The organism is Clostridium thermobutyricum (assembly GCF_000371465.1).
GTDB lineage: Bacteria > Bacillota > Clostridia > Clostridiales > Clostridiaceae > Clostridium > Clostridium thermobutyricum.
On sequence record NZ_KB850956.1, the window covers coordinates 2160405 to 2186732 of the forward strand.

Here is a 26328-nt window from a genome sequence, read left to right on the forward strand (position 1 = left end):
CTTTCCCCCTAATAAATCTATATAGTTAGATATATTAGGCTTATGTAAAATTAATGATAGTTTTTAAATAAATTTACTATAAAATTAAAAGGAGTTGTATATAAATTGATTTAATAAATCAATTTAATACATCTCCTTAATAATTAAAATACAAAATCATCTGCTGTAGGCATATCTATATTAAATGATATTCTATTATAATATCCATTTCCACCTTCTTCATCTTGCATTACTAAGAAATATTGCTTACTTTTATCGTATGGAATACTCTTTAATACAAATTTTTCTCTATAAGTTCTTTCTATTGGATTTTCTGATCTAGAATCTCCAATAATTATATTTTCATTAGATATTCTATTTCCATATTCATCTTCAAAATAACATCTAATCCTTTTTGAAATTACTTTATCCTGAATCTTTTCATCTTGGAAAAATTCTAAGTATGTTACAGGATTTGTTATCTTTCTAGTTATACTAGTTAAAGATATATTAACCTTTCTAATATCATTAACAGAAGAAGCACTTCTATCATTTTTAAATCTTATTACTGGAACTATAATTTCCTGTGGCATTGCTCCACCATGTACATAGTTAGCCCCTGCCCCTTGTACTTTAAATCTTGAAGTCCCTTTAGGTGTAATAACATATTTATTAGAGCCTTCACCTAATAGATAATCCATATTAAATGTTACTGTTCCTTCAACCTCTTCTTTATTTGAAGTTAATAAGAATCTTCTATTATCTTCTCCATCTTCAAGTTTAACTCCTGATAGTTTATTGCTTTCTTCCATTTGACTTCTCTTATAAAGATATCCGTGGTCTGCTGTAATTATAATACTCGCTGCACTCACTCTATTAACAAGTTTATTTACTAAAGTAAGAATTTCTTTAAATGCATCTTTTGTTGCTTTAAATACTTCTCTTTCTGTACTTGCGTGATCTCCTCTAGCATCAATAGTATTATGATAAATATAAACTACTTCTAATCCAGTAACTGTTTTTCTTATTTCAGCATCTTTCATATCCATAATAGTATCATAAGTAATTGCTAAAGATTTTTCGTTTTCCATTTTTAATATAGTATTTCTATTATCAGTACCATTAGAATTAACTCCATTAATTAAAACATCATACTTATCATTAATTTCTATAGAATTATTAGGAAGTAGTGATGCCATTCCTAATTTTGTATAAGAAGGTAATACACCTTGCATATAATCTAGTTCACTCTTTCCTTTTCTTTCATTAATAAGTAATGTGTTTAATTCTTCTGCACTTTCATATCTTAATCCATCTGATATAATTACAAAAACTCTTTCTTTACCTTTAAACTTAATATTTTCTCTATAGAATCTATCTTGCCACTTTAATCCTTCTATTCTCCAAGAATCTCCTTTTGATATAGAATCATTCCATTTAATAGATAGTTCTTGTAAATACCAATTATTATATACATTTTCAACACTATCCTTTAAATCATTTAATTCTTCTTTTAAAGTACAATTATCATAATGATAATAGAATTTTCTATAAGCTTTATCTATATAAAAATATTCTTTTACATATGATTTAACCATATTATAAGAATCTTCTGTTTTAATAATTGAATTTAATTCTTTCTTTTTATTTAAAAGATTTATAGCCCATTTTATAGCTTTATATTCACTTATATATTTTTTATAATAATGTAAAGTTCTACGTGATGATATTAAGCTTAAATATTTATCATATTCTTCTACTCCATCATTTAATAGTTTAGTGATTCTCCATAAAACTAATTTATCCATCACTTCAAACTCATCACAATTTACAAATTCTTCTGTATCATGCTTTTCAAGTAATTTTTCTATTTTTAACTTTTCTGCTACTAATTCTTGCATCTTCCAATAGCTTTCACTATCCTTTTCATTATTCATAAAGTGATTTATAAATACAATGCAGTTAGTTGTCTTAGAAGAAATAAATGGTGCATATTGTTTAGGTAACTCAAACTTAATAGTTTCATTCATATTAGTTATAAGAAGCATAGACATAAATCTTTCTAAACTTCTTTCTTCAAAAGAATATCCATAATATTTTTGAAGCAAACTCCATAATGCATCAATATTACCAAACTTCTTTATATCCTCATATATTTTATTTTTTCCATCTAAGTAATCCTTAATAATAGCTTTTACTATCTCTCCAATATCCATTATTTTGACCTTAGTTAAGACAGCAAGAACTCCAAGATGAATCTTTTCCTTGGTCCAATTTTTAATATTTAAATTTTTGAAGTTATTAATTCTTTCCTTATTTTTAAAGAAAGTATTATAAATATTAAACTCTTCTTTTAATGAAGAATCTATAACTTTTAATTCTCTCATTATTACTGTTGCTCTATCAGTAGAGAATTCTTTACTGTAACACAAAATATCATATAACCAATCTTCCTGTGGAATTGGCTTTCTCATATTAGAATAAACTAATATATCACTCTCTGTATCTTCCTTTTCTATGTGATATTTTATCCAAAATGCATTATTTTCAGTTAACTTAACTACCTTAACATTTTCTAAATCAAAATTATCTATATCTTCAATAAAATCTTCTTTTTCATCATACCAAAATACAATATGACGTTTCTTACCATCACCCAATGGCTTTGAAAATAACTCTTTAAGAAAATTTCTTATTTCTTGTAAATTCATAAATGTCTCCTATTAATTTTAAAATTTCATATAATATTTTAACATAAAAAATTGCTTTATATTCTCACTATAAAGCAATTTTTATCTAAGTTTTTTTATAATATTGTTATATCGCTTATTTCTAATTCTAATATCTTTGCTATTTTATCGTTTTCTACTTTTCCCTTGTTATTTAAGAATATATAAACTTCTTTTATTCCTCTTGAACACGCTGTATATAACATATTCCTTGCTAAAATACTTTTTTCATATACATTGCTTTTATTTAATGAATTGCTATTTATTAAATTATCTTCATCATAAATTAGAACACAAGCTCTTTCTATTCCTTTTGATTCTCTTATTGTCTTACAGAAACTACAACTTTAAAAATACTTTTATTTCTTGTAGATATAATTAAAAACAAAATATAACTTTACGAATTCATTATATTGATTTTTATTTATTTGTATATATTTTTCACCATATATGCCTTGTGTTTCATCTATCAATATAGTATCCCATTTATTATCTATCTTTGCATTACAAAATTTTTTTCTTAGTTCACTTGTTTCGTTATCATAATCTTCTGTAATTTCTTGCATAAACTTATAAATTGTATATAATTCAATATTACTTATTTCACCCAACTCATTCTTTATTATATTTTTTATTTCTGATTTAAATATTAAAATCAATACATTTTTACTTTCTACAGCATCTATTTTTGCTTTGTTAACTATATCAATTATTTTATCTTCTAACCTATTCATTTCATATTTAAACATAATATATTTTTTAAATCTTTCTTATTAGTTATAAAATTTTCTTCTTTTATATCAGGTAAAATTACTACATTAAAAGTTTTATATCTTCTTTCTAATTCATAATATAATATTCCGTTTTTCAATACTTAGTTTATACAGTTATAGTTCCTAGTAAATTCTTGATATGCTATAATATATTTGCATATAAACACTATTGCTAATAAGTTATAGTTCCTAGTAAATTCTTGATATGCTATAATAACATTAATTCATTTAAGCGAAAGTAATGCGTTATAGTTCCTAGTAAATTCTTGATATGCTATAATTAAGGATGTGAGATAGTTGACTAATACTGTGTTATAGTTCCTAGTAAATTCTTGATATGCTATAATAGAAGCAAAGTTTTTAGGAAAGAAGCAATAGTTATAGTTCCTAGTAAATTCTTGATATGCTATAATTAGTGAATTACTAAATAAACTGTCAATTATGTTATAGTTCCTAGTAAATTCTTGATATGCTATAATTTTAACTAAAATTGCTAAAGCGCTTAAAGTGTTATAGTTCCTAGTAAATTCTTGATATGCTATAATATGTATGGAGAAGTTAGGTTGAAAGGGGAGGTTATAGTTCCTAGTAAATTCTTGATATGCTATAATCTCATTCTTCTTCTTGTATTAATGTATAAAGTTATAGTTCCTAGTAAATTCTTGATATGCTATAATAAAAATATATTTGATGAATTAACTTTAGTTGTTATAGTTCCTAGTAAATTCTTGATATGCTATAATTATTTAATTTTTTGGAATGAAACGCAGTTGTTATAGTTCCTAGTAAATTCTTGATATGCTATAATAGAAACTATGAAACCCGTTGAAATCACTTAGTTTCAACGGGTTTTAACTTTCTAAAAAACATGAACTTATAGTCTTTTCTTGTTTTTTTGGCATACCTACTAAGAATTTCATTTCTGAAAATTGCTTTTCTGTTATCTTTAAATATCTAACTGATCCTTTTGAAGGTAAATTATTTTCTAATCTATTTAAATGTTTATTTACCCCATCTGTTCCATTACATATTCTTGTATAAACTGAATATTGAAGCATGATATATCCATCGTTTAATAAAAATCTTCTGAAACTTTGATAATCTTTCCTATCTTCTTTTCTAACAACAGGCAAATCAAAGAAAACTAATATTCTCATAAATTTATTACTCATAAGCATGATATTCTAAATCTTTTATAATAGGAACTTTTAATAATCTAAAGTCTTTATTATTTACTGCTGTTGTATAGGAAGATATCATTTTCTCTATTGCATTTAAAATAGAATGGTTTTTATTTTCTATTATACATTCATAATTTAATAAATTTACTAATTCTATTCTATGTTCTTTACATAAAATATCATCTTCTTTTATATTTTTATATACCCATAAATCTACTATTGGTCTAAAAGGTTCTATAAAATCATCTGCCAAATTAAATTGATTTAATTCATTACAATGATGAACTCCTAAACATGGATTAAATCCATACATTACAAGTGTCCTAGCTATTGCACTTCTAAGTATTGTATATCCATAATTTAAAGCTGAATTTATACAGTTCATATCATCTTCTCGAATAAATTTTTCTCCAAAAATATTTTTAAAATAATATTTTGCTCCAATAGCTTCTTTATTTCCTTTATCTCCACTTTCCACACTTTCAGATAATTTTTTTAAGAATTCATCGCCATGTAAATCTAATAATTTTAGACATTCTCCTTGATTATATATCTTTTGTTTTATTACTTTTTGCCAAATCCTTTTATTAAATGAAGCTGTTAAGTTTAGCTGTTCCTTTAATACTTTAAAGGATTTATAATGAGTATTTAAAGGCATAACTAAGGTTGTTGGTAAATGCTTATTATCACATATTATTGTTGCAACTCCATACTCACTTAATTTACTTAATAATCTATTTGTTAAATTAACAGAAATTCCCTCAATAACTAAAACTGAAATATCTTCTATTGGAATTAAAAATTCATTTCCATTATTTATTAATAAATTATTATTTTTTAAACTTAGACTAGCAGAATTAGAAATTATAATACTTCTGAAACTCATTTTATCTTTTTCCTTCTCTTACCTTATAAAATTTTCCTAATACATTTACTTCGTATTTATTAAACTCTAAAACTCCAGTTTTAACTCCTATACCTTCATATTTATTAGAAGAATCATGTTCCTCTATAGTTATTGAAGCTGTTGATCTATTACATCCATCATAATATCCAAAATATCCTTGTTTCTTCTCATATCTAAGTTCTATTAAATCATTTTTATATAATGAAAACTTAAATTCATAGCTATCATCCATTTCAATCCATTCACTTTCTGGTTTTGATGCAACTGCCGCTTTATTGGGTTTGATTCTGTTTGCAATATGATATCTATAAACTGGAACTATAAAATATTTTTTCTCTTTCTTATATATGTCTATTCTAACCATTCCTTCTTTTGCAACTATACCTTCATTGAAATCTATTCCATCTTTAAATGGAACATCTTTAACTATTTTTACGCTCCTAACTATTGGTCCTAATTTTCCTGATTTAGTTGGTTTTCTAAATTCATCTGCAAAAGCTTTTTTAGCATCAAATTTAAATTCAGCCATTCTTTTTTCTATAGAATCATATAAAACTTTATCGCATTCATAATTATAGAAATTTTTTAAATCTTTTTCTTTTAAATCAGTTAGATTTACTTTTGATATAAATTTATTTTCTTTAAAATCTTTTTTTGAATATACAGTTTCTTTAAAAATTTTACCTTTACTTTTTCTAAATGGAACTCTTGAAACAAATATAGGCTTTATCTCATTTATAATAAAGTCTTCATCATAAGTAGATATTTTATTATTTATAAGTTCTGCTCTTGGATTATTACTTAATCTTATTTTTAATTCTTCAGTAAACTCTTTCCATGGCCTTGGGAAAAGTTCTTTTCTTTCCTCTCTATATTCTTCTAAATTTACAACTTCTTCTGTTTCTATATCTATAAATTAATCTGATTCTCTTATTCCTCGTAATTCTCTTGCCTTGCTATATTTAGATATTTTTTGAACTAATCCCTGTGTTGCAACTGCAACAACTGCTGCATCTAATGCATGATGTTTATCTCCATCTTCACGAATTTTAGTAAGTCCCCAATATCCTCTTAAAATTGAAGTAGCTCTTCCATTTATAGTTATAACCTTTTGTTTTCTATCACTTTCTTTAAACTCTAATTTATTATTTATATAGTTAGCTATATATTTACAAATATATTTAGTATCTTGAAGATTTCTTGCTTTCCATTCTCTCTCTTCTTCTTTAGAAACTTTTTTCTTTAAAAGGTTAGTTTTCTTTTTATAATTTAAATGACTTCCTTTAACCCATACTTCAAATCTATTCCAACGCTCTACGTTATCTCCGAAATATTCAAAAGGTGTCCTATTTCCTTTTCTTTGATTTTCTGTACTCAAAACTAAAACTTTATTTGATAAACTATCATCAAAACATCTACTAAAAGGTATAATATGATCTATCTCACAATACCCTTGACTAAACAATTCATTTATCCCTATTTGCTGCTGTGAGTAGGCACATTCATAATTTTGCATTTGCCATAAACGATATTTTAGTACTTCACTATATGTCGGTTCTTTTCCAAATAAATCTTTTAGTTCTGTTCTTATCTTTTCTATATCTACTCTGTTTTGTTTTTGTTCTTTCTCAATAGCTTTTCTATCTTTAAAATTTTTAGACAACTCTCTTGCTAGTTCTATATTTATTCTTATAGGAGAACCATATTTATCTATTATAGAATTAACAACTTTTCTTGTTTGAGCCAATGCTCTATTTACAACTGGATTAACTATTTCTTGTATATCTATTACAGGTAATTTTTTAGATTTTTCCCCCTTATAAATTGCCTTAAAATCATATCCTGCCTTTTCACAAGCTTCATTATATTGAAAACCTTCTTTCATAAAAGGTAATATCTTATTTATTGCTTTTACTGATAAACTATTAAATTTACTAAAAGAAATATCTATAACATTTTCTATTATTTTTTCATCTATATTTCTTTTTATTAGTTGCTCTTCTATTTCCTTATCAGTTTTTCCTAATGTGAGCACATAAGCTATATCATTTAGCATATCTTTATTATTTTTAACTTCATTCCAATATTCTTTACTAATTCCTTTTTCTATAGCTTTTTTTATTTCATAATATCCACTTAATGATACAAATTTAGTATTTTCAGTTTTAGACACATCTTTATCTATGCTATATGTTAAAGTAGAAAATCTACTATTTTCATCTAACTTTAATAATTTTCTTAAAGCTGAATATTTAATTTCCTTTTTGTTATATGCTTCTTTTACTATTAAATCTCTTTCCTCATTATTTAATTTTCTTTTTTCACCATCACATAATATAGAAAGTTTATTTATATTATCATATAACATAAACTCTTCTGCTGAAATACACTTTTTAGGAGCTCTTTTTACTCCTTTTTCAAATGTACAATATCCAACAAACTTCTCTAATTTATCAAAATCTGAATATGGTCTTTGAGAATCAAATATCTCTAAGTACATATCTTCAATTTCATCACTTGCAAACTCTGCTCCAAAGCTTCTTTGTTTTTCAAATAATGTATGTATCTCTTCTCTAAGAATACTTCTTGATATACACATGTTATATTCACCAGATTTATTTCTTAAAGCTTTATATATATCATCTGATTCCTTAACTTTTTTGTATATATATTCACCTATTGTCCTTGAATTAGTTTCTTTCATAAGCTCAATATTTTTATTTATGCTACTTATTATTGCTCCAGCCTCTTTTTCTTTAGCTTCATTTTTTCTGTTAGATTTAAAACCTCTTCTTTTACATAAATTAATTAAAATTTTAGCCCATTCTTCATTAGTAAGCCTTGAATCTAATCCCTTAACTCTTGCTTCCCATACATCACATATATAATTATTTTTAAATAAATTATCTAATTGATTTTTAGTAAGAATATTTTTGTCTAATATTAAATTTTTAACTCTTTTAACTCTATAAGCTTTTCTCCTAAGTAAACGTCTTCTTCCTCTTGCTAGTCTTCTCTGTAATGCTAAAGATGCCCCATCTTTTGGATTCTCAGCAGCATTAAAAATTCTTACTCCTAAGTCTTCAATTCGATTTAAATCTAAATTAATAACTGCCCAACCTACTGATGTTATTCCAATATCAAGTCCAATTGCATAATTTAGTTCTTTATCCATGAAATCACTCCAATCTATATTAAAATACATTTTTTTACAGTACGATAATAAAAAGATACCCCTATGCTCATTAAAATGAACTTAGGGGATACTTTACGGCTTAATGCCTTGTTATAGTAACTAGTAAAACTCTTGATATGCTATATAATTTTCCTAGTTATTTATATTTTACATATTAAATATATATTTGTCAATATTTTCTTTTATTTAATTAAATAAATTTATTTAAACTCATTATATATTACTATTTTAGTTATATTTTTGCTAATAAATTCATTTTAACTTCTTTATCTTTTGAATTAATAACTTTAACATCTTGGAATTTAGCATAATTAACTTTAACCCCATCATCTAAATCAATAGATATCTTTTCATTTGCTAAATAAGCAACTACTCCATCATATTCTCTACATTCTTCTATTTGTTTAGATATTCTGTCTATTTTTTTCTTAGCCGCAGTTCTATCTTTTGCAGTATATTCTTCTGAATCTTGAACTAATTGAAGCCTATTAATCTCTGCTTCATATTTTCTTTGTAATATATGAAGATAATCAGTTCTAACCTTAGCAATTGTTTGGTCATTATATCTATGCATATAAATCAAACATTTAAATCCATTATTCTTACCTGATTCAAACATCCAGTATATAGGTCTCTTTTGATAAACTTTTAAATGATCTTTATAGAAATCTTTAATAAAATATCTTCTAATTGCCTGTCTAGCAGTTTCAGATGCTTTTCTTCCAATAGAATCTGCAATAAAATCTAAGTTTTCTTCTAATGTTTCTTCTCCATAAACAACTCTAACAAATTCTATAAATCTCGAAACTATATCATCTTCAAAATACTCATCCTCTGTAATAGGAATAATATTTTCTCTGTCAGGCATGAATCTAGAATCAACCCATGAATCAGATATTATATTACCATCTTCATCTTTTTCTATCTTTCTGACCTTATTACTTTCAAAATTCCACTTGTCATTAAAGTCTCCACCAGCATAAATTAAACCTTCTGCATCAATAGAGTATCTACCAAACATACATCCAACAGCGTAAGAAATAAATGATTTTATATCTCTTTCTCTCTCTGCTTTTCTTATGGTAATATCCTTATCTTCAACTTCTGGAGTTAATTCATCTTGTAATCCGTATATGTCAATGAATATTCTATTTAATTCTTCTTCATTATATTTTAATTTCTGAAATGCTTCTTCACGTTCCGTTTCCCATATTCTAAATACTGATTCTAAATTATATTGTTCTCCTTTATCTAATAATCTTAATAATGGATGAACTTTAAAATCCCATGATATTTCAAATGAATCCCAATCATTCTTTGAGATATTAACACACACTTTTGATAATTTCATTACTCTATCTTTATTTTCATCTATAATACAAGGTATACTTCCAACACTATCTAAAGAATAATTCACTGTTGGATTAATTGCTTTTAATATTTCATTTGCATATTTACTAGACAATAATCCTATCAAATAAATAATATTTTCTGAAAAAATACTTGAACCTGCTGTATCAAACAAACTTCCCTTTGGAGAAAACCTAATACTAAATTTATCTATACCAATCAATGACCAAGTCGCACACTCCTTAAAATAAAAGTTACGATCCCTTAATCTATACACGTCCTTTGATATTTTATTTTTAATGTCTTCCCCTTCATTTTTCATGTTTATTATATTATAGTTATTTCCATACCACTTTCTATATCCGCCTCCTTTATTATATTTATACCACTTATAGTTATACTTAATAATATCATCTGCATTTTTGGGATATAAACTTATATCATTTATATCTACTTCGCTCCATTCTCTTACAAACTCATTATTATCTCCTGTCTTGATTCCAGCCCTAATCTCACAATTTTCTCTTAACGGTGACTTATTAAATGTAAGTGCCAACTTTTTTCCTATCCAATACGCGAAAACATAACTAGGTAATTTTTTGAATATGTCTTGATTCAAGATTCTTTTTTTTATCACTAAATCATTAATATCTATAAGTTTATCATCATATACTTGTTCAGAGTTTATTTGATTATATGTTCCAATATATCCAAGATTGCTTTCTATATTTCTGAACACACCTGAAACTGTCCCAAATGATATCATAACATTTTCTCCCATGTGTAAAATGTTATTAACTTGTTTATTATTCAAAATATATTCTCTTATCTTCTCATGTGATGATATAAATAACCAAGATTGGGTTGTTACTAAAGATGTATATTTATTTTTATATCCATATTTAAATACTCTTTCAAAAAAGACAGATATAAAATCATCTTTTACCATATAATTCTGTTTTCCTATATAACTAGACAAAATCGAATTCATATTTCTTCTTCTCATATATGGTGGATTAGTTATACAAACCTCATATTTACTACTCATTATATCTGCCTGTTTAATCATTATTAGAAGTTTATCTAAAAGCATTTTTCTATAATCATAAAACATCAAATTATCATCATTCTCTATCTCTTTTAATCTTTGTTTTAATGCTTCAGAATTTACCTTTTTAACTTCAAGTATTGAACCATATTCTTTAGCATCTGTAAATGTAGTTACTAGATATTCTAAATCTTTTCTTAACTCTTCATTATTTAATCCCGTATTTAAGCTACAGAAATAGTCTATCTCTTCTTTTCCTATAGAATTACTTTCTTGTATTGAACATAAATTCAGCTCCAAATGTTCTCTTTCTATTTCTCTAAATAATCTCCTATTATAATGTCTAGCCTTCATTATCAATGCAAATGAAGCTAATTGTGCTGCTCTATCATCAATATCTAATCCATATAAATTATTTTGCAATATTAATCTAGGTATTTCTCTTTCAGAATACCCTGCTGTTTTATAGATTTCATAAAGCACATCAAAAGCATAGACTAATATATGTCCTGATCCCATACATGGATCTAAAACTTTTATATCTTCTGGTTTTAGTTTTGCATGTTCTTCTCTTATTTTTTTTAACTCTTCTTCAACTTCTGGCTCTTGCTCTGCTTCTTCTAAGTAATATTTCCATTCTTTTTGCAATTCTTCGTTTGGATGACCCTCAAGCCATAGTCTTCCTAGTGAGTTTTCCACCATATACTTAACTATCCACTTAGGAGTAAATAACTGTGTTGCTGCTGGTATATTTTCTTTTGTTATTTTTACATTCTTCTTTAATGCTGCAAATACTTCATCTTTCTTTTCTGAAATATAGTATTGATACATCCATCCTATTATTTCTACTTCTTCAAGCCAATCAGATTCTTCTATATCTTCAACCATCTTTCTTATTACTGAACCTTCTTCTAATAGGTTATCTGGTAATAAAAGTTCTGTATAATCACTTATCTTTTCAAACATTTGAGGTATTATTTTACCTAATTCATTACATTGCTTAACTAGAATAATTCTATATGCTTTTTCTCTATCTAAAGTATTTCCTGTATCTAATAAATCATATATTTCATTAGCATTTAAATTTAATTCTTCAATAATTTCAGAAACTTTTGTTAAAACGTCTGGTTCTTTTTTTCCTTCTACTTCTGATGAAAGGATTCTAACTCCTGATGGAAGATAATCGTTAACTTCCATGTATCTAAGTCCCATGAATCTATTAAACCAAGTATAAGCTATTTCTTCCATTACTTGTTCAAAGCCTTTTTCTTTTATTTGATTTATAAGAGCATTTCTATTTTCTATTGAAACTGGTACAATATCTTCTCTACCTTCTACTATAAATCCCCCTTGAACAAATTTAGCTTCTTTTATTTCATTTTCATATATTCCAATACTATTTGCTTTCTCACTTACTGAAGCTATTAAACTTCTTCTAGCCCATATAGCAAATGATTTTATCTTATTTTTATCCATTTCGCATCTCCTATTTACCTATTCACCACTTATATATATTTCAATTCCATCTCTCTCTATCTGATACTTTATTTCTTCATTCATGCTGTCTAAAAATACAATATCAGCTGAGTAAACTCCTATAATTTCATCTATGTCTTCTTTAACTGTTCCTCTATATTTTCTTTCACATAAAATTCCAAGGTCTATATCAGAGTTATATTTATAATTTCCTTTAGCTCTTGACCCAAATATAAGAACTTTTTTTATATAGTTTTTTTCTTTAAAATATTCTATTAAATTCCTATATACATTTTTTTCTATTCCAAACATTATAATCTCTCCATAAATATTTTATTTAAAAGTTCCTCTATTGCTTTTACATAATAATTTAAAATATCCTCTTTTATTTTTTCATAATCTTCTTCATCATATATATGAGCAGTAGAATTTCTGGCAAGTAAAATATTATTCCAAACCACCATATCTTCTATTAAACCTTCTTTAAAAGCTTGTTTATAACAACCTCTAGGACTATTTATATCTAACCCATCTGCTTTAAAAATTTTAGATAAAAGTTTCCATGTTAAATCCTCTAAAGTTTCATATTTTTTTATTATAGAATCTCTATAAACTTCAAGTGTTATATCATCTACTTTACCTAAATTTAAGTAATTTTCTTTTATGTTTTTTAAATGCATAAGCATTCTATAAGTATAATTATATGTTAAGTTAATTGATTCATCATATTTATCTAATATTCCACTCATGTAAAATCCTCCACATATATTTAAAATAAAAGTTATCTAGGTGAATATTTCTATATTCACCTAGTACTTTATTAAACTAAATTTAAAATTGTATTTTCTTCTAATTCTTGTTTTAATTTTTCTCTTAGTGAATTTAAAACAATTTCTATATCCTCTTCACTCTTTATTACTCTTTGTCCTTGAACTAATTTTCTAACATCTACAGCTTTATTCCTTATTTTTGGTTTTTCCTCTAAAGATATAGTTTTTACTTTTGTATCTATATTCCCTTTAAACTCTGCTTGATTTTCTTTTATTGCCTCTGCTTTCTTTTCTCTCTCTTTTTGTCTTTCTTTTTCATTTAATATATTTTCTATCCAGTTTATTCTTGCATTATCTGAAATTTCTTTTATGGACGGAAGTATTGTAAATTTATCTGCTTTTTCTGCTCTTCTTTTTAGTTCATCAAACTTTTCTGTTATTTCTATTTCAAATCTGTCTCTTAACTTATTCTCTTCTGCAACCTGTATTACTTCTGCTTTATTATTTTCTATAAGCTCTTTTACAGGTTTTGCTTTTTCTTCTAAAAGGTCTATGATTTTATTATTATATTTTTCTATTAAGATTGGAATTTGTGGTATTTTGCTATAAGGTTTTTCCATTCTTAATATTTCTTTTATTTCTCTTATTATTTCTATTATTTCTTCATTGAATAAATATTCTTTATTTTCTTCATAATTTTCTATAGTTTTTAATCCGTTATCAAAGATTCTTCTTTGATCACCTATGCTTCTTTTTCCATTTTCATCTTTAAAGAAAAATCCTTTTATATTATCTATATTCTCAACATAGTCTAAGAAATCATCTTCTAAATCATATACAGTTTTAAAGAATTCTAAAGTATCTTTTATTTCTAGTATTTTTTTGAATAACTTTGTTCCCTCTTTAAGTGTTTCTTCTCCTGGATATTTAAATTTTAATTTAAATTCTCTTAGCATCATTTCTATTTTAACTAATTCATTTCTACTAGAGTCTTTAAATGAGCTCATCATCCCATCTTCATCACTTGGCATTGAAGAGAATCCAAAAAGGTCTTTATTTAAATCTTTAAGTGCATCTATATATTTATTAGCTACTTTTTCTCTTGTTTTTAAAATTGCTCTATCTATATAATCTTTCTTTGATACATAGGCTACTACTTCTCTATTATTTGGTTGAACTACTTCATTATTTAATAATACTTTTATATCTTGCTTTTTAAATAATGAAACTATAATTCCTTGAATATCAACTTCTTTCCATCCATATGGAGCATTAGAAAACTTTTGAATTACAGTTTTAGCTGTTACTTGTAAGTTTCTTGAAGTACTTGTTTCTATATGTGTTCTAATTTCATCTATTGCTAATCTATTTGGATTATTATCTATTAAAGACATTTGATTTAATTTAGAGTCCATAATATCATATAAATCTTTAGGGCTTTCCTTAAATTCTTTTATATAATTTAATTTATTATATTTAGAATCTATCAATGCTCTTAACCCTTCATTAATTTTATCTACACCTGATTTTTCTTTTACATCAAGTAAACTTCCATTAACATACACTTCTGCTGTTCTTAATGCTTCTTCTATTAAGAACTTTGCTCTTTTTATTCTTTCTTCTCTTTCTCTACTTTTTTTACTTTTTATATCTTCTATTGCAATAGTAGATTTTGTACCACCTTTTAATCTTAAATATGCATCTATTTTTAATGCATTTTCTATTTCTTCTAAATAATTATCATATTTAGATATATTAATTAATATATTATTTTCTCTAGCTGAAAGATGTTTTAATTCTACTTGAGATGTTTCTCCAACTATATCAAAGTTTGCCGTTATAATCTTAACCCCAATTTCATTGCTTTGAGGTCCTCTAGTTCTATCATCAACTATTTTATTAAAAGTAAACATATATTTTTTAGAATAACTAAATTTAGATTCTCCATATATATCATCAAAAATTATTTCAGAAACCTTTTGAATTTTTTCTCCAATATCAATAGACATATTTTTAATTTCTTTATTAACATCTTGCTCATCATTTGTTAGAAAAATATATTCATCACCATTTTTTTGAACTAAAGTTTCTCTAATTAATTTCTTTAATGACTCTTTAACTTTATCTTTTAATTCTTTTTGTGATGCATCTATATTATCTACTAGTAAAGTTGCTAAATTATTTATATTAGCTTTAATTTCTTTTACATATTTAACCAAGAATAATAACTTTAATACTTCTATATCAAAAGGATCTAAATTTTCATTTTTTTCTGCTTTTATAATTACTGATCTTATTGATGAATCTAGGAATGTTTCTATTGTCTTATAAAATGCTGAGAATGGTACTAATATATTTGAATTACTATCCATATATTCAATAGCAACTTGTTGATAAGCTCCTAAAAGTGATCTTTCACCTTTTGATAAACTCTTACCTGATGCTCCATGTTCCCTTACTCCATTAAAAGCTGCTTGTAGTAAATTAAATTGATATGGTATAAATGGATAAACCTCAGCAAAATCTTCAGAATTTTTATATAACTTCATTTCTGCTGTATCTGACGTAAAAGTTAAAAGATTCTTTATTATAGATTCTTTTTGCTCATATAATGCTTTTAGATGACTTGTAGCATTTTCTTTTTTTCTAAGGATACGCTTTTTAATAACTTCATCAACATTTGCAGATGAAAGAGATAATCTTGTATCGAATCTTCCTTGAATTTTTGAAAAATCGCTTCCTTTTACAACTGCAAACTCATCTAAACCTTCTTGAGATGTTACTATAACAAAACATTTTCCTCCACAAGCAGTACCTAAATCTTCTACTACTGTCTGTAAATTTAGCATTAAGTCCCTACTATCTCCAATATATTGACCAATTTCATCTACTAAAAATATAACATGATGGTTTTGACCTTTTGAATCACAATATTCTTTTACTCTTTTTGCAAATTTTTCAATACTAAGTGAATAATTATCTTGGCATTTTTCATACCAATTTTTTGCTGCTTCTTCACTCATTTTAGTTGTTTTAGCTAAAGCTTCAATAATTGCATCTTCTTCATAATAAAAGTCTTCTCTCGCTTCTATCCATGAATTTCCTGAAATTTCTTCAAACTCTCTTTTAAAGTTTTCATATACACCATCTTTAGCCATTTGTCTTTCTAAATCAGCAAGCCAAGGCATTGACCCACAAAAGCCTTGCATTTCATTAAATACTTTATTAAATACATTAACAATAGCATTTTTACTATTTTTATTATCAGAATCTGATTTAGAATCTATATTAAATAGAATAACATCACTAGATACATCTCCAGCTTGTTTCATATTCTCCAAAATAACGCTATCTAATCCTTTATCATCAAAATAATTAATAGCATTTTTTCCATCAATAATTCTATTTTCTAATAAATAAGAAAGAATCTTTAAAAAGTGAGATTTACCACTTCCAAAGAATCCTGATATCCATACTGCATTTTTATCTGTATGTCCTACTACACCAGATTTATAAGCTTCAAAAAATCTATCTATATGTTTATTTAACTCACCAGTTACAACATACTCTTCTAATTCTTGTTTTATATTTTCATTATCAGCCTGACCAACCTTAATAACTCCTTTGATATCTCTATCAATTGGTTTATAAAACATTTCTTTTAATTTAATATCCATATATATTCCCCCCAAATTTAATATTTATCTATTAATTCAAATGCCCTATAATAATTATCATCTTTTAAGTGATCAAAAAGCATTAATGTGCCTCCATTATATGTTCCTGGAAAAAACATTATAAGAGGTTGCTCTTCAACTACTCTATGAAGATTATTTAAAATAGTATGTGATCTTACTATAGGCCATGCTTTACCTATACCAGTTAAAAAAACTATGTCATTACCATCTAATCTTTCTTTAATATATTGAACAACTAAATCATTATCTAAAGTAAGCCTTAATGTCTTTCTAGTCGCATTAAAAACATATTCACTATTCTTTTTTTGTTCCATTTCAAAGTTCTTTTTTAAATATCCTTTTGACTCTAATATTTCTAAAATAACTTCATAAAGATCAAACTCTATAATATTTAAACCATAAGCACTTTTAGCCTTTTCTTTAATAAATTTAACTCTATCTCTAACTAAAAGCTCATGTTCTGCATTATAATCAAATACATAAAACCCTATTTCATTTCCTAATCCCTTATTTTTTCTAAAATCAGGTTGAACTATTTTAGGTAATATTTCATCTAATCTTTGATATATATCTTTCATCTTTCATTACCACCTATAAAATTTATTATACTATCCCTAAAATTGCATTTATATAGGCTTTTTCACCAATTTTATATAAATACTCTTTAACATCATAATCTATAATAGGCATTCTTATTTCTCTATCACCTTTTTGATTTGCTATAAGTCCACTTTCAAAAAGTATCCTTATATATACTTGCTTTAATTTTTTAAAAGTATATTCTGACCAAGATGCAACTTTTTCACTTTGTTCTTTTTTACTTTGAAAAAAGTTACTAAAATCTTTATCTCTTATATATAAATCTTTTAATAAAATTTTTTCTCTATATACTTCATTTATAAACTCAAAAAATAATCTGTCATTTTTTATTATTGTATATAATACTAAAATTTTTGATGTTTCTATATTACTATTTTCAATTTTATCTATGATATATTTATCAACACCACTTAATCTAGAAATAATTATTGATGCAATTTCTTTCTTTCTGGCTTCGCTTTCTAATTGAAAAATATTTTCTTCTAAAGATTTTTCTTTTAAGCAATCAACTTCCATTCCTTGATTTATAAGAGCTGATGCCTTTTTTGTTTGTTTGTAAAGATATGGTCTAGATTTAATTGTAGACTTATATTCCATAATAATTTATTCCTCCGTGGTCCAGTTTTTATTATTTATTATACCATCTAGTAAAAAAAATATGAATTGTTATATTTTTAAATAAAAATATTATAATATATCATCAAAATTTTAATCCCTATATATTTTAAGAAAGTATTTCCTTTTAATAAATTTTATATTCACCACTCTAATTAAATATTTTTGTATACCAAATGCTTTGTTTTAATAAAATTGACTAAAAAAGATGCCAAGCCTACTAAGCTCAGCATCTTTTACTTTAACATTCATTTTATTATCCTTTAATTATTTTTCTTCCTAAGCATTCACTACTTCTAACTTTTTATCATAAAAATATGTTGCTGTTTTTATTCCTTTTGTTAATATTGATGTACTTTTTTGATTATCATACCCTAATGCAAATTTGAATACAAATCCCCAAAATGCTCCTAAGCAGGTTTTATCAAAGTCTGTTAAATTACTAAAATCCTCATCACAAGTAAGTAAAAATACTTTAACTGGTGGAATTTTTAATACATCATTGCAGAATATTATGTGATTAAGTAACTCTTCATCTTTTATTGTTTCAATACACTTGTCCCATAAAACACCTGAATTAATAAAGCATCTATGAGCTTTATAAGTATTTGCAAACTCCTCATTTATTTTTTTAATAATTTGCTTACTTGATATTTTCATAAAATCACTCCGTTTCTATATTTAAAAGTCTTTAATTTATAGCCCCTAATTTCTAAGCTCTATGGAATAAATATATGAAATTTAATTCTCTCTTATGACTAATTTTTTTAAATTAATCAAATCATATAATAAATTAATTTTTTTGTTCTCTTTAAACAAACTTTTAAAAATTTAAAAACTGTATTGACCATTTCGGTCAACAAACTTATACTTTAATTAACCGATTCGGTCAAAACTTATTTTAGGGGTTAAGTGATGAAAGATAAATTTTTTAATATTCCTTTAGAAAAACAAAATAAAATCATAAATTCTGCTTTAGCTGAATTTGCAAAGAATGGCTATACTAAAACGTCAATTAATGATATTGCTAAAAGTGCAGATGTATCAAAAGCTTCTTTGTTTTACTACTTTAATACTAAAAAAGAGTTATATTTATATCTTTATGAATATTGTTATGACTGCTATATGAAGGAAGTAGAAAAGATGCTTTGTTCCGAAACTAAAGATTTTTTTGAATTATTTTTAGAGCATCAACACAGAAGAATTAATTTAATGAAAAGACATCCTGAAATGTTTTTATTTTTAAATGAATCTGATTCTAATGAAAATGAGGATATATTAAATGAAGTTGATATAGATAAATTAATAACTAGACATCCTGAGATTTTTTCTATAACTAATGGCTTTAATTCTAATGATGATAAAGAGTTAAATTCTGACTTAAAAAGATTAAGAAAAAACTTTGTTGATAAGCTTATAACTTCTATCATTAATAAATCTGATATGAGTAAATTTAAAGAAGACGTTGATATTAATATACTTTTAGATATTATGAAGTGGGTTACAAATGGTTATATGCGTAAAATCATAAACCATGAACCTATAAACACAGCACTAGATGACTATATATTATTTTTAAAGAAAAGTCTTTATAAGTAATAAAAAATTTTACAAAAGAAAAGGAGAATTCAATATGAATCAAGTAATAGAAAATATATTAAATAGAAGAAGTACAAGAATATTTACAGAAGAAAAAGTAGATGTAGAAATATTAAAAGAAATAGTTAAAGCTGGTCTTCATGCACCTAGCAGCAAAAACAAACAATTATGGCACTTTACAGTTATCCAAAATGAAAATATATTAAAACAATTAGATGAAGATACTAAAAATGCTATAAAAAAATATGCTCCTGAAGAAATTTCTGATGAAAAAACATTAAAAACTTTAATTTCTAGAGCAAACAATGATGCTTTCAATACTTTTTATAATGCACCAGTAGCTATATTAATCTCAAAAGATACAACTGATATAACTAGTCAAGATGACTGTGCAGTAGCTTCACAAAACTTAATGTTAGCTGCAGAATCTTTTGGTTTAGGTTCTTGTTGGGCAAGTTTTGTAAAGAACTTATTTAAATTTGATAAAGAAAAAGGAAAAGAATACTCTGAAAAATTCCAAATCCCAGAAAACTATATTCCAACTCATGCTATCATAATAGGACATAAGAAAAATGAAAGTTCTAAAGCATCAGCTAGAAGAGAAAACACTGTAACATACATATTAGACTAATAAAAAAGTGGACAGTTTATACTTGTCCACTTTTTTCATAATATTTTGATTTAAAATCCTAATAGAATCTTTATTAATATTCTTATATATTATTTTAAATAAAAAATCCTAATTAAACCTTTATCAATCAATTTATTTTTAAGCAATCTTTTGATACTCTCCATAAAACTTAAATTTAACTATTCCATCTTTTCCATTTCTATTTTTAGCAACTATAAGTTCTATTTCTTCCTCTGTTACTTCTTTATTGTAATAACTGTCTCTATAAGTAAAAATAACTACATCTGCATCTTGCTCTATACTTCCACTGTCTCTTAAATCTGAAAGCATTGGTCTTTTGTCCATTCTTCCTTCTACGTTTCTTGAAAGTTGGCAAAGTAAAATTATATTTATATCTAGCTTTTTTGCTAGTATTTTTAATCCTCTAGTTATTTCTCCAACTGCATTTGCTCTTGTATCTTTTATTTTCATTTCCATAAGTCCTAAATAATCTATTATAAGCACATCTAAACCTTTTGTTTCTTTTAAAACTTTTGCTCTAGACATTATAGACATTAAGGTTTGATTATAACTACAATCTGTATAAACATTTCCTCTCTTTGATAAAAGACTATACTCATTTGTTATTTTTATAAACTCTTCTTCTGTTAATCTTCCATTTTGAATCGCTATACTTTTTGTATTTGTTCTATAAGCTAGCCTTCTCATTCCTATTGCTTCTTCTGTCATTTCTAATTCATTTAATAAAACCTTATAGCCTCTATCAGCTAGTCCATCCATAATATTTAAAGCTGTTACTGTTTTCCCCATTGCTGGTCTTCCTGCAAGAATTACAAGCTCTCCTTTTTTAAGTCCATTTAAAAGTCTATCTAAAGATTTATAGCCTGTTTCCATTCCTAAAACTTCTCCACCTTTATTAAATCTATTTTCTATTTCTTCTAAAGTTTTAAACATTAAATCCTTATCTTCTAAAATATTTCTTTTTATTTCATCTCCAGTTTCTAATCCCTTATATATTCTCGTTTTTATAGCACTTAAATCTTCTTCTCCTTTTATAAGAGCTTCTAAACTTTTTTCTAGACTTACTTTTAATTTTCTTTTTAAGCTACACTCTTTTATTATTTCTAAATAAGACTTTATATCTAAATTTCTTCCACCTTCTATAAGACTTGAAATATAGCTTACCCCACCAAATTCTATTATTTTTTCTTTCCCAATATAATTTACTATATTTATTAAATTAACTCTTTTCCCAACAGCATAAAGCTCTTTCATTTTTCTAAATAAAATTTTGTGTCTTTCTAAATAAAAATCCTCTTCATTTATCTCATCTAAACAATTTGGTAAATTTTTATCATCAGTTAAAATTGCTCCTAAAACCTCTATTTCAGCTTCTATATTATTCATCATTTAACCCCTCACTAAAGATGTTCTTATTTTAAAATTTTCTACTCACTTAATGCTTGTCCAAGATTCTATTTTTCTCTTTATCTAAAGCTTGTCCTAACTTTTTCAATTTTTATCTTTAACCAAAGCTTGTCCTCACCTTTTAAATTTCAAATCACTTAAATATTATCTACTCTTTTAAAATCTTATTAATCACTAATTCTTAACTTTAATCATCCCAATCACTTAAATCAGCTTCTTTATAAACACTCTTATAAACTGTCTTTTTCTTTGTTTCCACTTGATTTAAATACTCTTCAAAATTTGATTTTCTAAAAAGTGTTGAAGGTCTTAAATATTTTTCATAAGGAGTTCCTGACCAATCTTTTTTCTTTTTGTTTATAACAGTCTTAAAGTCCTCTAAAGTAAATCCTTCTTCAACTAAAGCTCCAATTTTATTTAAAGACTCTTTTGAATTTTCTCTGTATTTAGTTTTTAAAGCTAAGTTTAAATAATTTATAACCTCTCTTGCAAAATCTTTTTTGTATTTATTTTTTTTATTATTATGTTTTTTATTATTATTATTTGTTCTGATATTTGAATCGCAATCACCCGCTTCTTTATTATTACCCTTATTTTCTTTTGAATCGGTTACTTTTTTGCATGCTAAATCTAACCTTTCGTTATAAACAAAAAGTTTATCTAAAAGATTTGTTTTATTATAAAAAGTAAAAGTTCCATTTTCTTTAACTAGCTTATATGTTAAAAGTCCTCTATCAACTAATTTCTTTAATCTTCTCCTAACTGAAGCACTTGTTTTTATATCAAGCATTGGATAAGCCTCTAAAATAACTCTTGTTTTAATCCAATAAAATTCTTGTCCATCAATCTCTCTTTTAATTAAGGCATTGCTTTCAATTAAATCTTTTACTGCTCTTAAAATAATTAAATCCTTTAATTCTAATCCCATCTTTAATGCTTTTTCTTGATCAAATCCTAAAATACTTTTTTTCATATTATATTCCCCCTAAATTTTTCTATCTACATAATAAGTATTCAGAAAATTAAATTTTGGAGAAAATTTTTGAAAAAATTTTTTTATTTTTTTTATAATTTAATCTTAATTTTCTTTCACATGAAATTCACATGAACTTCACTTTAATTCCTTTTTATATTGATAAAATCTCATTAACATAAATTTAAACTAAGGAGATTTTTAAAGTGCATAAGAAAAAAATATTTACTGGTATAATTCTCTTTATAACCGGTGCTATAGTTAGTGCTTTAATTACAGGTGCTACTTTTTATTACATATATACTAAAAAGCTAAATACTTATAAAACTACAACTACTGATAATACATTAGGAAATTATATGAAAGCTGCTTATAATTGGCTTGAAAATAGTGGCGAAGCAGAATCATTAGAATATCAAGCTTATAATGCAGCAACAGCAAGTTTATCTAAAATGGTTCAAGAACCTAGTTCAAAACCTAAAGCAGTAATATTAGATTTAGATGAAACTTGTCTTAGCACAGCTCCATTCCAAGGCTATGAAATTCTAAATGATAATGACGGATTCCAATATTCAATATGGGATAAATGGGTTAATGAGAAAAAAGATACTGCTATTCCAGGTTCAGTTGAATTTACACAACAAGCAGCAAAAGACGGTGTTCAAGTATTCTATGTTTCTGGTAGATCACAAAATGAATTAAAACCTACTGTAGAAGAAATGACCAAGCTTGGATTTGCACAAGCAAATGAACCAGGACATGTTATATTATTACCTTCTGGTCAAAATAGCAAGCAACCAACTTTTGATGAAATTGAAAAAAAATATGATGTAGTTATGTTTGTTGGAGACCAATTATCTGATATGGGCTCTATGTTCCATGGTAATAGTGCTGAAGAAAAACAACAAGTTACTGAATATAAAAATGATTGGGGTTCTAAATTTATAGCTATCCCAAATCCTATTTACGGTAACTATATTGGAGCATTAGATGATGATAAAAAATTAACTAATTCTCAACAAGTTGAGGTGTTTAATAAAGGAATAGAAACTTTTAATCCTACAACTGGAAAAGTATATCACAATAAAGCATAAAAATAATACATATTATAAAATTTAATTAATACCATGTATTTAAAATTCTGTGAAAAAGTAAGGTATAAAAATATATCTTACTTTTTTTATAAAAAAAATAAGTGAGCAAAAGCTCACTTATTTTACACAATTTAATTTTGTAGTAAGAATTACATATCTTGTATTGTTATTATTTGTGTGAAGAATTCTTCACTTATTTTTGTATCTAAAATTATATTATTAGCTTTGCTAATGCTTTCTTTTAGTGTTGATAGACCAAGTCCTCTATCATTTCCTTTGGTTGAATAAGATTGCTCATATATCTTCTTTAAGTTGATATTTTTATCTTTATATGTATTTTGAATAATAATTATCTTAGATTTTTCTTTTTTTATTAACGCTAAATTTATTTTTTTATAATTGCATTCTTCTGCTGCTTCTATGGCATTATCCATTAAAATTCCGATTCCTCTACAAGCTAATATTGTATCCCAACTTATAGATTCTATTTCTTCTAAGATTTCGATATCAATATTTATCCCCTTATTTTGAGCTTGTATTGTTTTTATTGTTAATATTCCCTTTATTTCTGTAGCCTTTACATTTTTTAAACTTGCTAGTTTTAAACTTTCATTTTCTAACGTCCTATTTAAAGGAGCTATTTTTTTATTAAAATAATCTTCTAATCCTTTCATATCTTCATCACATATATAGCCCGCAATTGATGAAAGGATATTTATATAATCATGCTTAAATTTTCTCATTTCTAAATAAGCATCTTCTGTTTCATTAATATAATTTTGTAGTGCTTTAAGCTCATTATTTTTTATTTTTAAATCTCTATCATTATAAAACCCTTTTATTCCAACAAATAAGGATAGTATTACAATAAGAGATATTAAAATAATTAGTATTGTATATTTCCCTGTAACTGTTAAAGATTGAGATTGTAGACTATAAATATTGTAATAAACTATAGCACAAAACACTATAAAAATCGCTATAACACTGTTTATATAAAAGTTATTTTCTTTAAAGTCTATATCTCTTATATTAACTATTTCAAAGATAACTATACCTAATCCAAATATAACAACTCCTAAAACACTATAAGAAATTATAACCCCAAATAAAGTATCAAATAATGATTGATACAATGGAAGTGTCTCTAAGACACTTCCAACGAAGTAAGAGCAAATAGCCTGTATAATTATAGCAATAAGACTTACAAATAAGCTTTTTTTATAATTTTTATCAACCTTACCTATTAAGTATATCAATATCACTAAAATTGAAATAATACATGCTATTTTATTTATCTCATAAAATATAACACCTACTAATATTGTGATTATAATATTTTTTATATAATCAATCATTTTTAGGTTTATAGCCTTAGATAAAAATATTAATAAATATATATATGCTACAGATACACTTACTTCAAATATTTTCATTTTTTATTTTTCTTCTTTTTCTTCTAATTCTATTTCATATCCAAAAAGAAATGGTGAATATGATACTGGGTTATCGTCCACACTCTTTTCTGCAACCTTTGCAAATTTTGAACAAACTTTTTTTAATAAATCTTCTCTCATTTTCTAGTTCCCCCCAAATAATTTTTTTATTTTAATCTATGAATTTTTATTCATAGGTAAAATCGTAATTATTGCTAGTAAAAATCCAATGAAGATTAATGATATAACCTTTTTATCAAAAAATAAAGAGGCTAAGGCTAATAAATTCATATTTCTTAAAGTTATATTTCTTAATCTAATCCTCTTTTTACTATCTTTTATAGGATTTTTTTCAGTATCTCTTGGAGCATATTTATAAACTATAATATTAAAAATAATTAATGCTATTAAATATATCCCAATATTTAAGTTTAACCTTAAAGCCACTATAGCTCCTAAGACCAATCCCCCAACTGAAAATACTGTACATCTAAAACTTGTTTTTGCATGAATTCCTCCACCAGTTCTTCTAATAAAAGCAAATCCTATTAAAACTATTATTGTCTGAACAAGTACATTAAGTAAGTATGCTGTTATAAATAAAACTATAAATTTACTTATGTTAATTAGCATAATTTCTATTCCAAGTCTAACTTTTGATATTGAATAAACTTCTTCATCTATAAATTTTTCAATATGCTTTATTATAAACTTGGACAATTCGTGTGAATTAAATTTTTTAATATTAATTTCATCACCCCATTTACTTACTTTCTGATACAAGTATACATTATTTGTAGTTTTCTGTATAAATTTAATAATAAACGTCTAAATTTTTATAAAAA

The 26328-nt window shown here is 25.1% G+C and carries 23 protein-coding genes and 1 CRISPR repeat array; of the genes, 3 read left to right on the forward strand and 20 right to left on the reverse strand.

Annotated elements, in window-relative coordinates:
* Positions 1–143 precede the first annotated feature (143 nt).
* From pglZ to HMPREF1092_RS10130, 15 genes are all read right to left on the reverse strand, one after another.
* Positions 144–2690, reverse strand: coding sequence for a BREX-1 system phosphatase PglZ type A (gene pglZ / locus HMPREF1092_RS10075; protein WP_002598567.1), 2547 nt, complete (start codon positions 2688–2690; stop codon positions 144–146).
* Positions 2691–2785: 95 nt separating this feature from the next.
* A complete protein-coding gene (locus HMPREF1092_RS17680) occupies positions 2786–2914 on the reverse strand; it encodes a hypothetical protein (protein WP_278244365.1) in 129 nt (42 codons plus the stop codon).
* Positions 2915–3067: 153 nt separating this feature from the next.
* A complete protein-coding gene (locus HMPREF1092_RS10080) occupies positions 3068–3442 on the reverse strand; it encodes a hypothetical protein (RefSeq protein WP_207637627.1) in 375 nt (124 codons plus the stop codon).
* Complete coding sequence (locus tag HMPREF1092_RS17440) at positions 3439–3579, reverse strand: hypothetical protein (protein ID WP_207637628.1); 141 nt, start codon at positions 3577–3579, stop codon at positions 3439–3441. The genes HMPREF1092_RS10080 and HMPREF1092_RS17440 overlap by 4 nt, the downstream gene beginning before the upstream one ends.
* Before the next feature lie 15 nt (positions 3580–3594).
* Positions 3595–4289: a CRISPR direct-repeat array (repeat unit 36 nt; unit sequence GTTATAGTTCCTAGTAAATTCTTGATATGCTATAAT).
* Between the two features lie 43 nt (positions 4290–4332).
* Positions 4333–4638: a CRISPR-associated endonuclease Cas2 gene (gene cas2, locus HMPREF1092_RS10085; RefSeq protein ID WP_002598569.1), complete on the reverse strand. Its 306-nt coding sequence runs from the start codon at positions 4636–4638 to the stop codon at positions 4333–4335.
* Between the two features lie 7 nt (positions 4639–4645).
* Positions 4646–5548: a type II CRISPR-associated endonuclease Cas1 gene (cas1, locus tag HMPREF1092_RS10090; RefSeq protein WP_002598570.1), complete on the reverse strand. Its 903-nt coding sequence runs from the start codon at positions 5546–5548 to the stop codon at positions 4646–4648.
* A 1-nt stretch (position 5549) separates the two neighbouring features.
* A complete protein-coding gene (locus HMPREF1092_RS17570; protein ID WP_002598571.1) occupies positions 5550–6098 on the reverse strand; it encodes a hypothetical protein in 549 nt (182 codons plus the stop codon).
* 387 nt (positions 6099–6485) lie between these two features.
* Complete coding sequence (gene cas9 / locus HMPREF1092_RS10095; RefSeq protein ID WP_242830406.1) at positions 6486–8774, reverse strand: type II CRISPR RNA-guided endonuclease Cas9; 2289 nt, start codon at positions 8772–8774, stop codon at positions 6486–6488.
* A 223-nt stretch (positions 8775–8997) separates the two neighbouring features.
* A complete protein-coding gene (gene pglX / locus HMPREF1092_RS10100; RefSeq protein ID WP_002598573.1) occupies positions 8998–12639 on the reverse strand; it encodes a BREX-1 system adenine-specific DNA-methyltransferase PglX in 3642 nt (1213 codons plus the stop codon).
* A gap of 18 nt (positions 12640–12657) precedes the next feature.
* On the reverse strand, positions 12658–12951 hold the full coding sequence (locus HMPREF1092_RS10105) for a nucleotidyltransferase family protein (protein WP_002598574.1): 294 nt from the start codon (positions 12949–12951) through the stop codon (positions 12658–12660).
* Positions 12951–13388 (reverse strand): HI0074 family nucleotidyltransferase substrate-binding subunit, encoded by a 438-nt coding sequence (locus tag HMPREF1092_RS10110; RefSeq protein WP_002598575.1) that lies wholly within the window; start codon positions 13386–13388, stop codon positions 12951–12953. The genes HMPREF1092_RS10105 and HMPREF1092_RS10110 overlap by 1 nt, the downstream gene beginning before the upstream one ends.
* Positions 13389–13459: 71 nt before the next feature.
* On the reverse strand, positions 13460–17086 hold the full coding sequence (brxC, locus tag HMPREF1092_RS10115) for a BREX system P-loop protein BrxC (protein ID WP_002598576.1): 3627 nt from the start codon (positions 17084–17086) through the stop codon (positions 13460–13462).
* A 17-nt stretch (positions 17087–17103) separates the two neighbouring features.
* On the reverse strand, positions 17104–17685 hold the full coding sequence (locus tag HMPREF1092_RS10120; protein WP_002598577.1) for a DUF1788 domain-containing protein: 582 nt from the start codon (positions 17683–17685) through the stop codon (positions 17104–17106).
* 25 nt (positions 17686–17710) lie between these two features.
* The gene (locus tag HMPREF1092_RS10125) at positions 17711–18304 is read right to left on the reverse strand and encodes a DUF1819 family protein (RefSeq protein ID WP_002598578.1); all 594 of its coding nucleotides are present in this window, start codon (positions 18302–18304) and stop codon (positions 17711–17713) included.
* A gap of 297 nt (positions 18305–18601) precedes the next feature.
* Positions 18602–18982, reverse strand: a complete 381-nt coding sequence (locus HMPREF1092_RS10130) for a hypothetical protein (RefSeq protein ID WP_002598579.1) — start codon at positions 18980–18982, stop codon at positions 18602–18604.
* A 255-nt stretch (positions 18983–19237) separates the two neighbouring features.
* Here HMPREF1092_RS10130 and HMPREF1092_RS16525 point away from each other — a divergent pair, with 255 nt between their 5' ends.
* Entirely contained in the window at positions 19238–19921 is a 684-nt protein-coding gene (locus HMPREF1092_RS16525; protein ID WP_002598580.1) for a TetR/AcrR family transcriptional regulator, read from the forward strand.
* Positions 19922–19955: 34 nt separating this feature from the next.
* A complete protein-coding gene (locus HMPREF1092_RS10140) occupies positions 19956–20552 on the forward strand; it encodes a nitroreductase family protein (RefSeq protein ID WP_002598581.1) in 597 nt (198 codons plus the stop codon).
* 138 nt (positions 20553–20690) lie between these two features.
* Here HMPREF1092_RS10140 and HMPREF1092_RS10145 read toward each other — a convergent pair whose 3' ends face one another.
* Both HMPREF1092_RS10145 and HMPREF1092_RS16530 read right to left on the reverse strand, forming a co-directional pair.
* Positions 20691–21959: a replicative DNA helicase gene (locus HMPREF1092_RS10145; RefSeq protein WP_040413686.1), complete on the reverse strand. Its 1269-nt coding sequence runs from the start codon at positions 21957–21959 to the stop codon at positions 20691–20693.
* Positions 21960–22167: 208 nt separating this feature from the next.
* Positions 22168–22953, reverse strand: a complete 786-nt coding sequence (locus HMPREF1092_RS16530; protein ID WP_002598583.1) for a conserved phage C-terminal domain-containing protein — start codon at positions 22951–22953, stop codon at positions 22168–22170.
* A 206-nt stretch (positions 22954–23159) separates the two neighbouring features.
* Between HMPREF1092_RS16530 and HMPREF1092_RS10155 the strand changes: the two genes are divergently transcribed.
* Positions 23160–24047: a 5'-nucleotidase, lipoprotein e(P4) family gene (locus tag HMPREF1092_RS10155; protein WP_002598584.1), complete on the forward strand. Its 888-nt coding sequence runs from the start codon at positions 23160–23162 to the stop codon at positions 24045–24047.
* A 149-nt stretch (positions 24048–24196) separates the two neighbouring features.
* Here HMPREF1092_RS10155 and HMPREF1092_RS10160 read toward each other — a convergent pair whose 3' ends face one another.
* From HMPREF1092_RS10160 to HMPREF1092_RS10165, 3 genes are read right to left on the reverse strand one after another with little or no spacing between them, the layout of a single operon-like run.
* Entirely contained in the window at positions 24197–25483 is a 1287-nt protein-coding gene (locus tag HMPREF1092_RS10160; RefSeq protein ID WP_002598585.1) for a GHKL domain-containing protein, read from the reverse strand.
* 3 nt (positions 25484–25486) lie between these two features.
* Complete coding sequence (locus HMPREF1092_RS17210; protein WP_002598586.1) at positions 25487–25624, reverse strand: hypothetical protein; 138 nt, start codon at positions 25622–25624, stop codon at positions 25487–25489.
* Positions 25625–25660: 36 nt separating this feature from the next.
* Positions 25661–26203: an accessory gene regulator B family protein gene (locus HMPREF1092_RS10165; RefSeq protein ID WP_040413687.1), complete on the reverse strand. Its 543-nt coding sequence runs from the start codon at positions 26201–26203 to the stop codon at positions 25661–25663.
* Positions 26204–26328 lie beyond the last annotated feature (125 nt).

Coding starts and splice junctions, on each gene's coding strand:
- pglZ (WP_002598567.1), bottom strand. CDS start 2,690: ATGAATTTACAAGAAATAAGAAATTTTCTTAAAGAGTTATTTTCAAAG.
- HMPREF1092_RS17680 (WP_278244365.1), bottom strand. CDS start 2,914: ATGTTATATACAGCGTGTTCAAGAGGAATAAAAGAAGTTTATATATTC.
- HMPREF1092_RS10080 (WP_207637627.1), bottom strand. CDS start 3,442: ATGAATAGGTTAGAAGATAAAATAATTGATATAGTTAACAAAGCAAAA.
- cas2 (WP_002598569.1), bottom strand. CDS start 4,638: ATGAGAATATTAGTTTTCTTTGATTTGCCTGTTGTTAGAAAAGAAGAT.
- cas1 (WP_002598570.1), bottom strand. CDS start 5,548: ATGAGTTTCAGAAGTATTATAATTTCTAATTCTGCTAGTCTAAGTTTA.
- HMPREF1092_RS17570 (WP_002598571.1), bottom strand. CDS start 6,098: ATGGCTGAATTTAAATTTGATGCTAAAAAAGCTTTTGCAGATGAATTT.
- cas9 (WP_242830406.1), bottom strand. CDS start 8,774: ATGTATTTTAATATAGATTGGAGTGATTTCATGGATAAAGAACTAAAT.
- pglX (WP_002598573.1), bottom strand. CDS start 12,639: ATGGATAAAAATAAGATAAAATCATTTGCTATATGGGCTAGAAGAAGT.
- HMPREF1092_RS10105 (WP_002598574.1), bottom strand. CDS start 12,951: ATGTTTGGAATAGAAAAAAATGTATATAGGAATTTAATAGAATATTTT.
- HMPREF1092_RS10110 (WP_002598575.1), bottom strand. CDS start 13,388: ATGAGTGGAATATTAGATAAATATGATGAATCAATTAACTTAACATAT.
- brxC (WP_002598576.1), bottom strand. CDS start 17,086: ATGGATATTAAATTAAAAGAAATGTTTTATAAACCAATTGATAGAGAT.
- HMPREF1092_RS10120 (WP_002598577.1), bottom strand. CDS start 17,685: ATGAAAGATATATATCAAAGATTAGATGAAATATTACCTAAAATAGTT.
- HMPREF1092_RS10125 (WP_002598578.1), bottom strand. CDS start 18,304: ATGGAATATAAGTCTACAATTAAATCTAGACCATATCTTTACAAACAA.
- HMPREF1092_RS10130 (WP_002598579.1), bottom strand. CDS start 18,982: ATGAAAATATCAAGTAAGCAAATTATTAAAAAAATAAATGAGGAGTTT.
- HMPREF1092_RS16525 (WP_002598580.1), top strand. CDS start 19,238: ATGAAAGATAAATTTTTTAATATTCCTTTAGAAAAACAAAATAAAATC.
- HMPREF1092_RS10140 (WP_002598581.1), top strand. CDS start 19,956: ATGAATCAAGTAATAGAAAATATATTAAATAGAAGAAGTACAAGAATA.
- HMPREF1092_RS10145 (WP_040413686.1), bottom strand. CDS start 21,959: ATGAATAATATAGAAGCTGAAATAGAGGTTTTAGGAGCAATTTTAACT.
- HMPREF1092_RS16530 (WP_002598583.1), bottom strand. CDS start 22,953: ATGAAAAAAAGTATTTTAGGATTTGATCAAGAAAAAGCATTAAAGATG.
- HMPREF1092_RS10160 (WP_002598585.1), bottom strand. CDS start 25,483: ATGAAAATATTTGAAGTAAGTGTATCTGTAGCATATATATATTTATTA.
- HMPREF1092_RS17210 (WP_002598586.1), bottom strand. CDS start 25,624: ATGAGAGAAGATTTATTAAAAAAAGTTTGTTCAAAATTTGCAAAGGTT.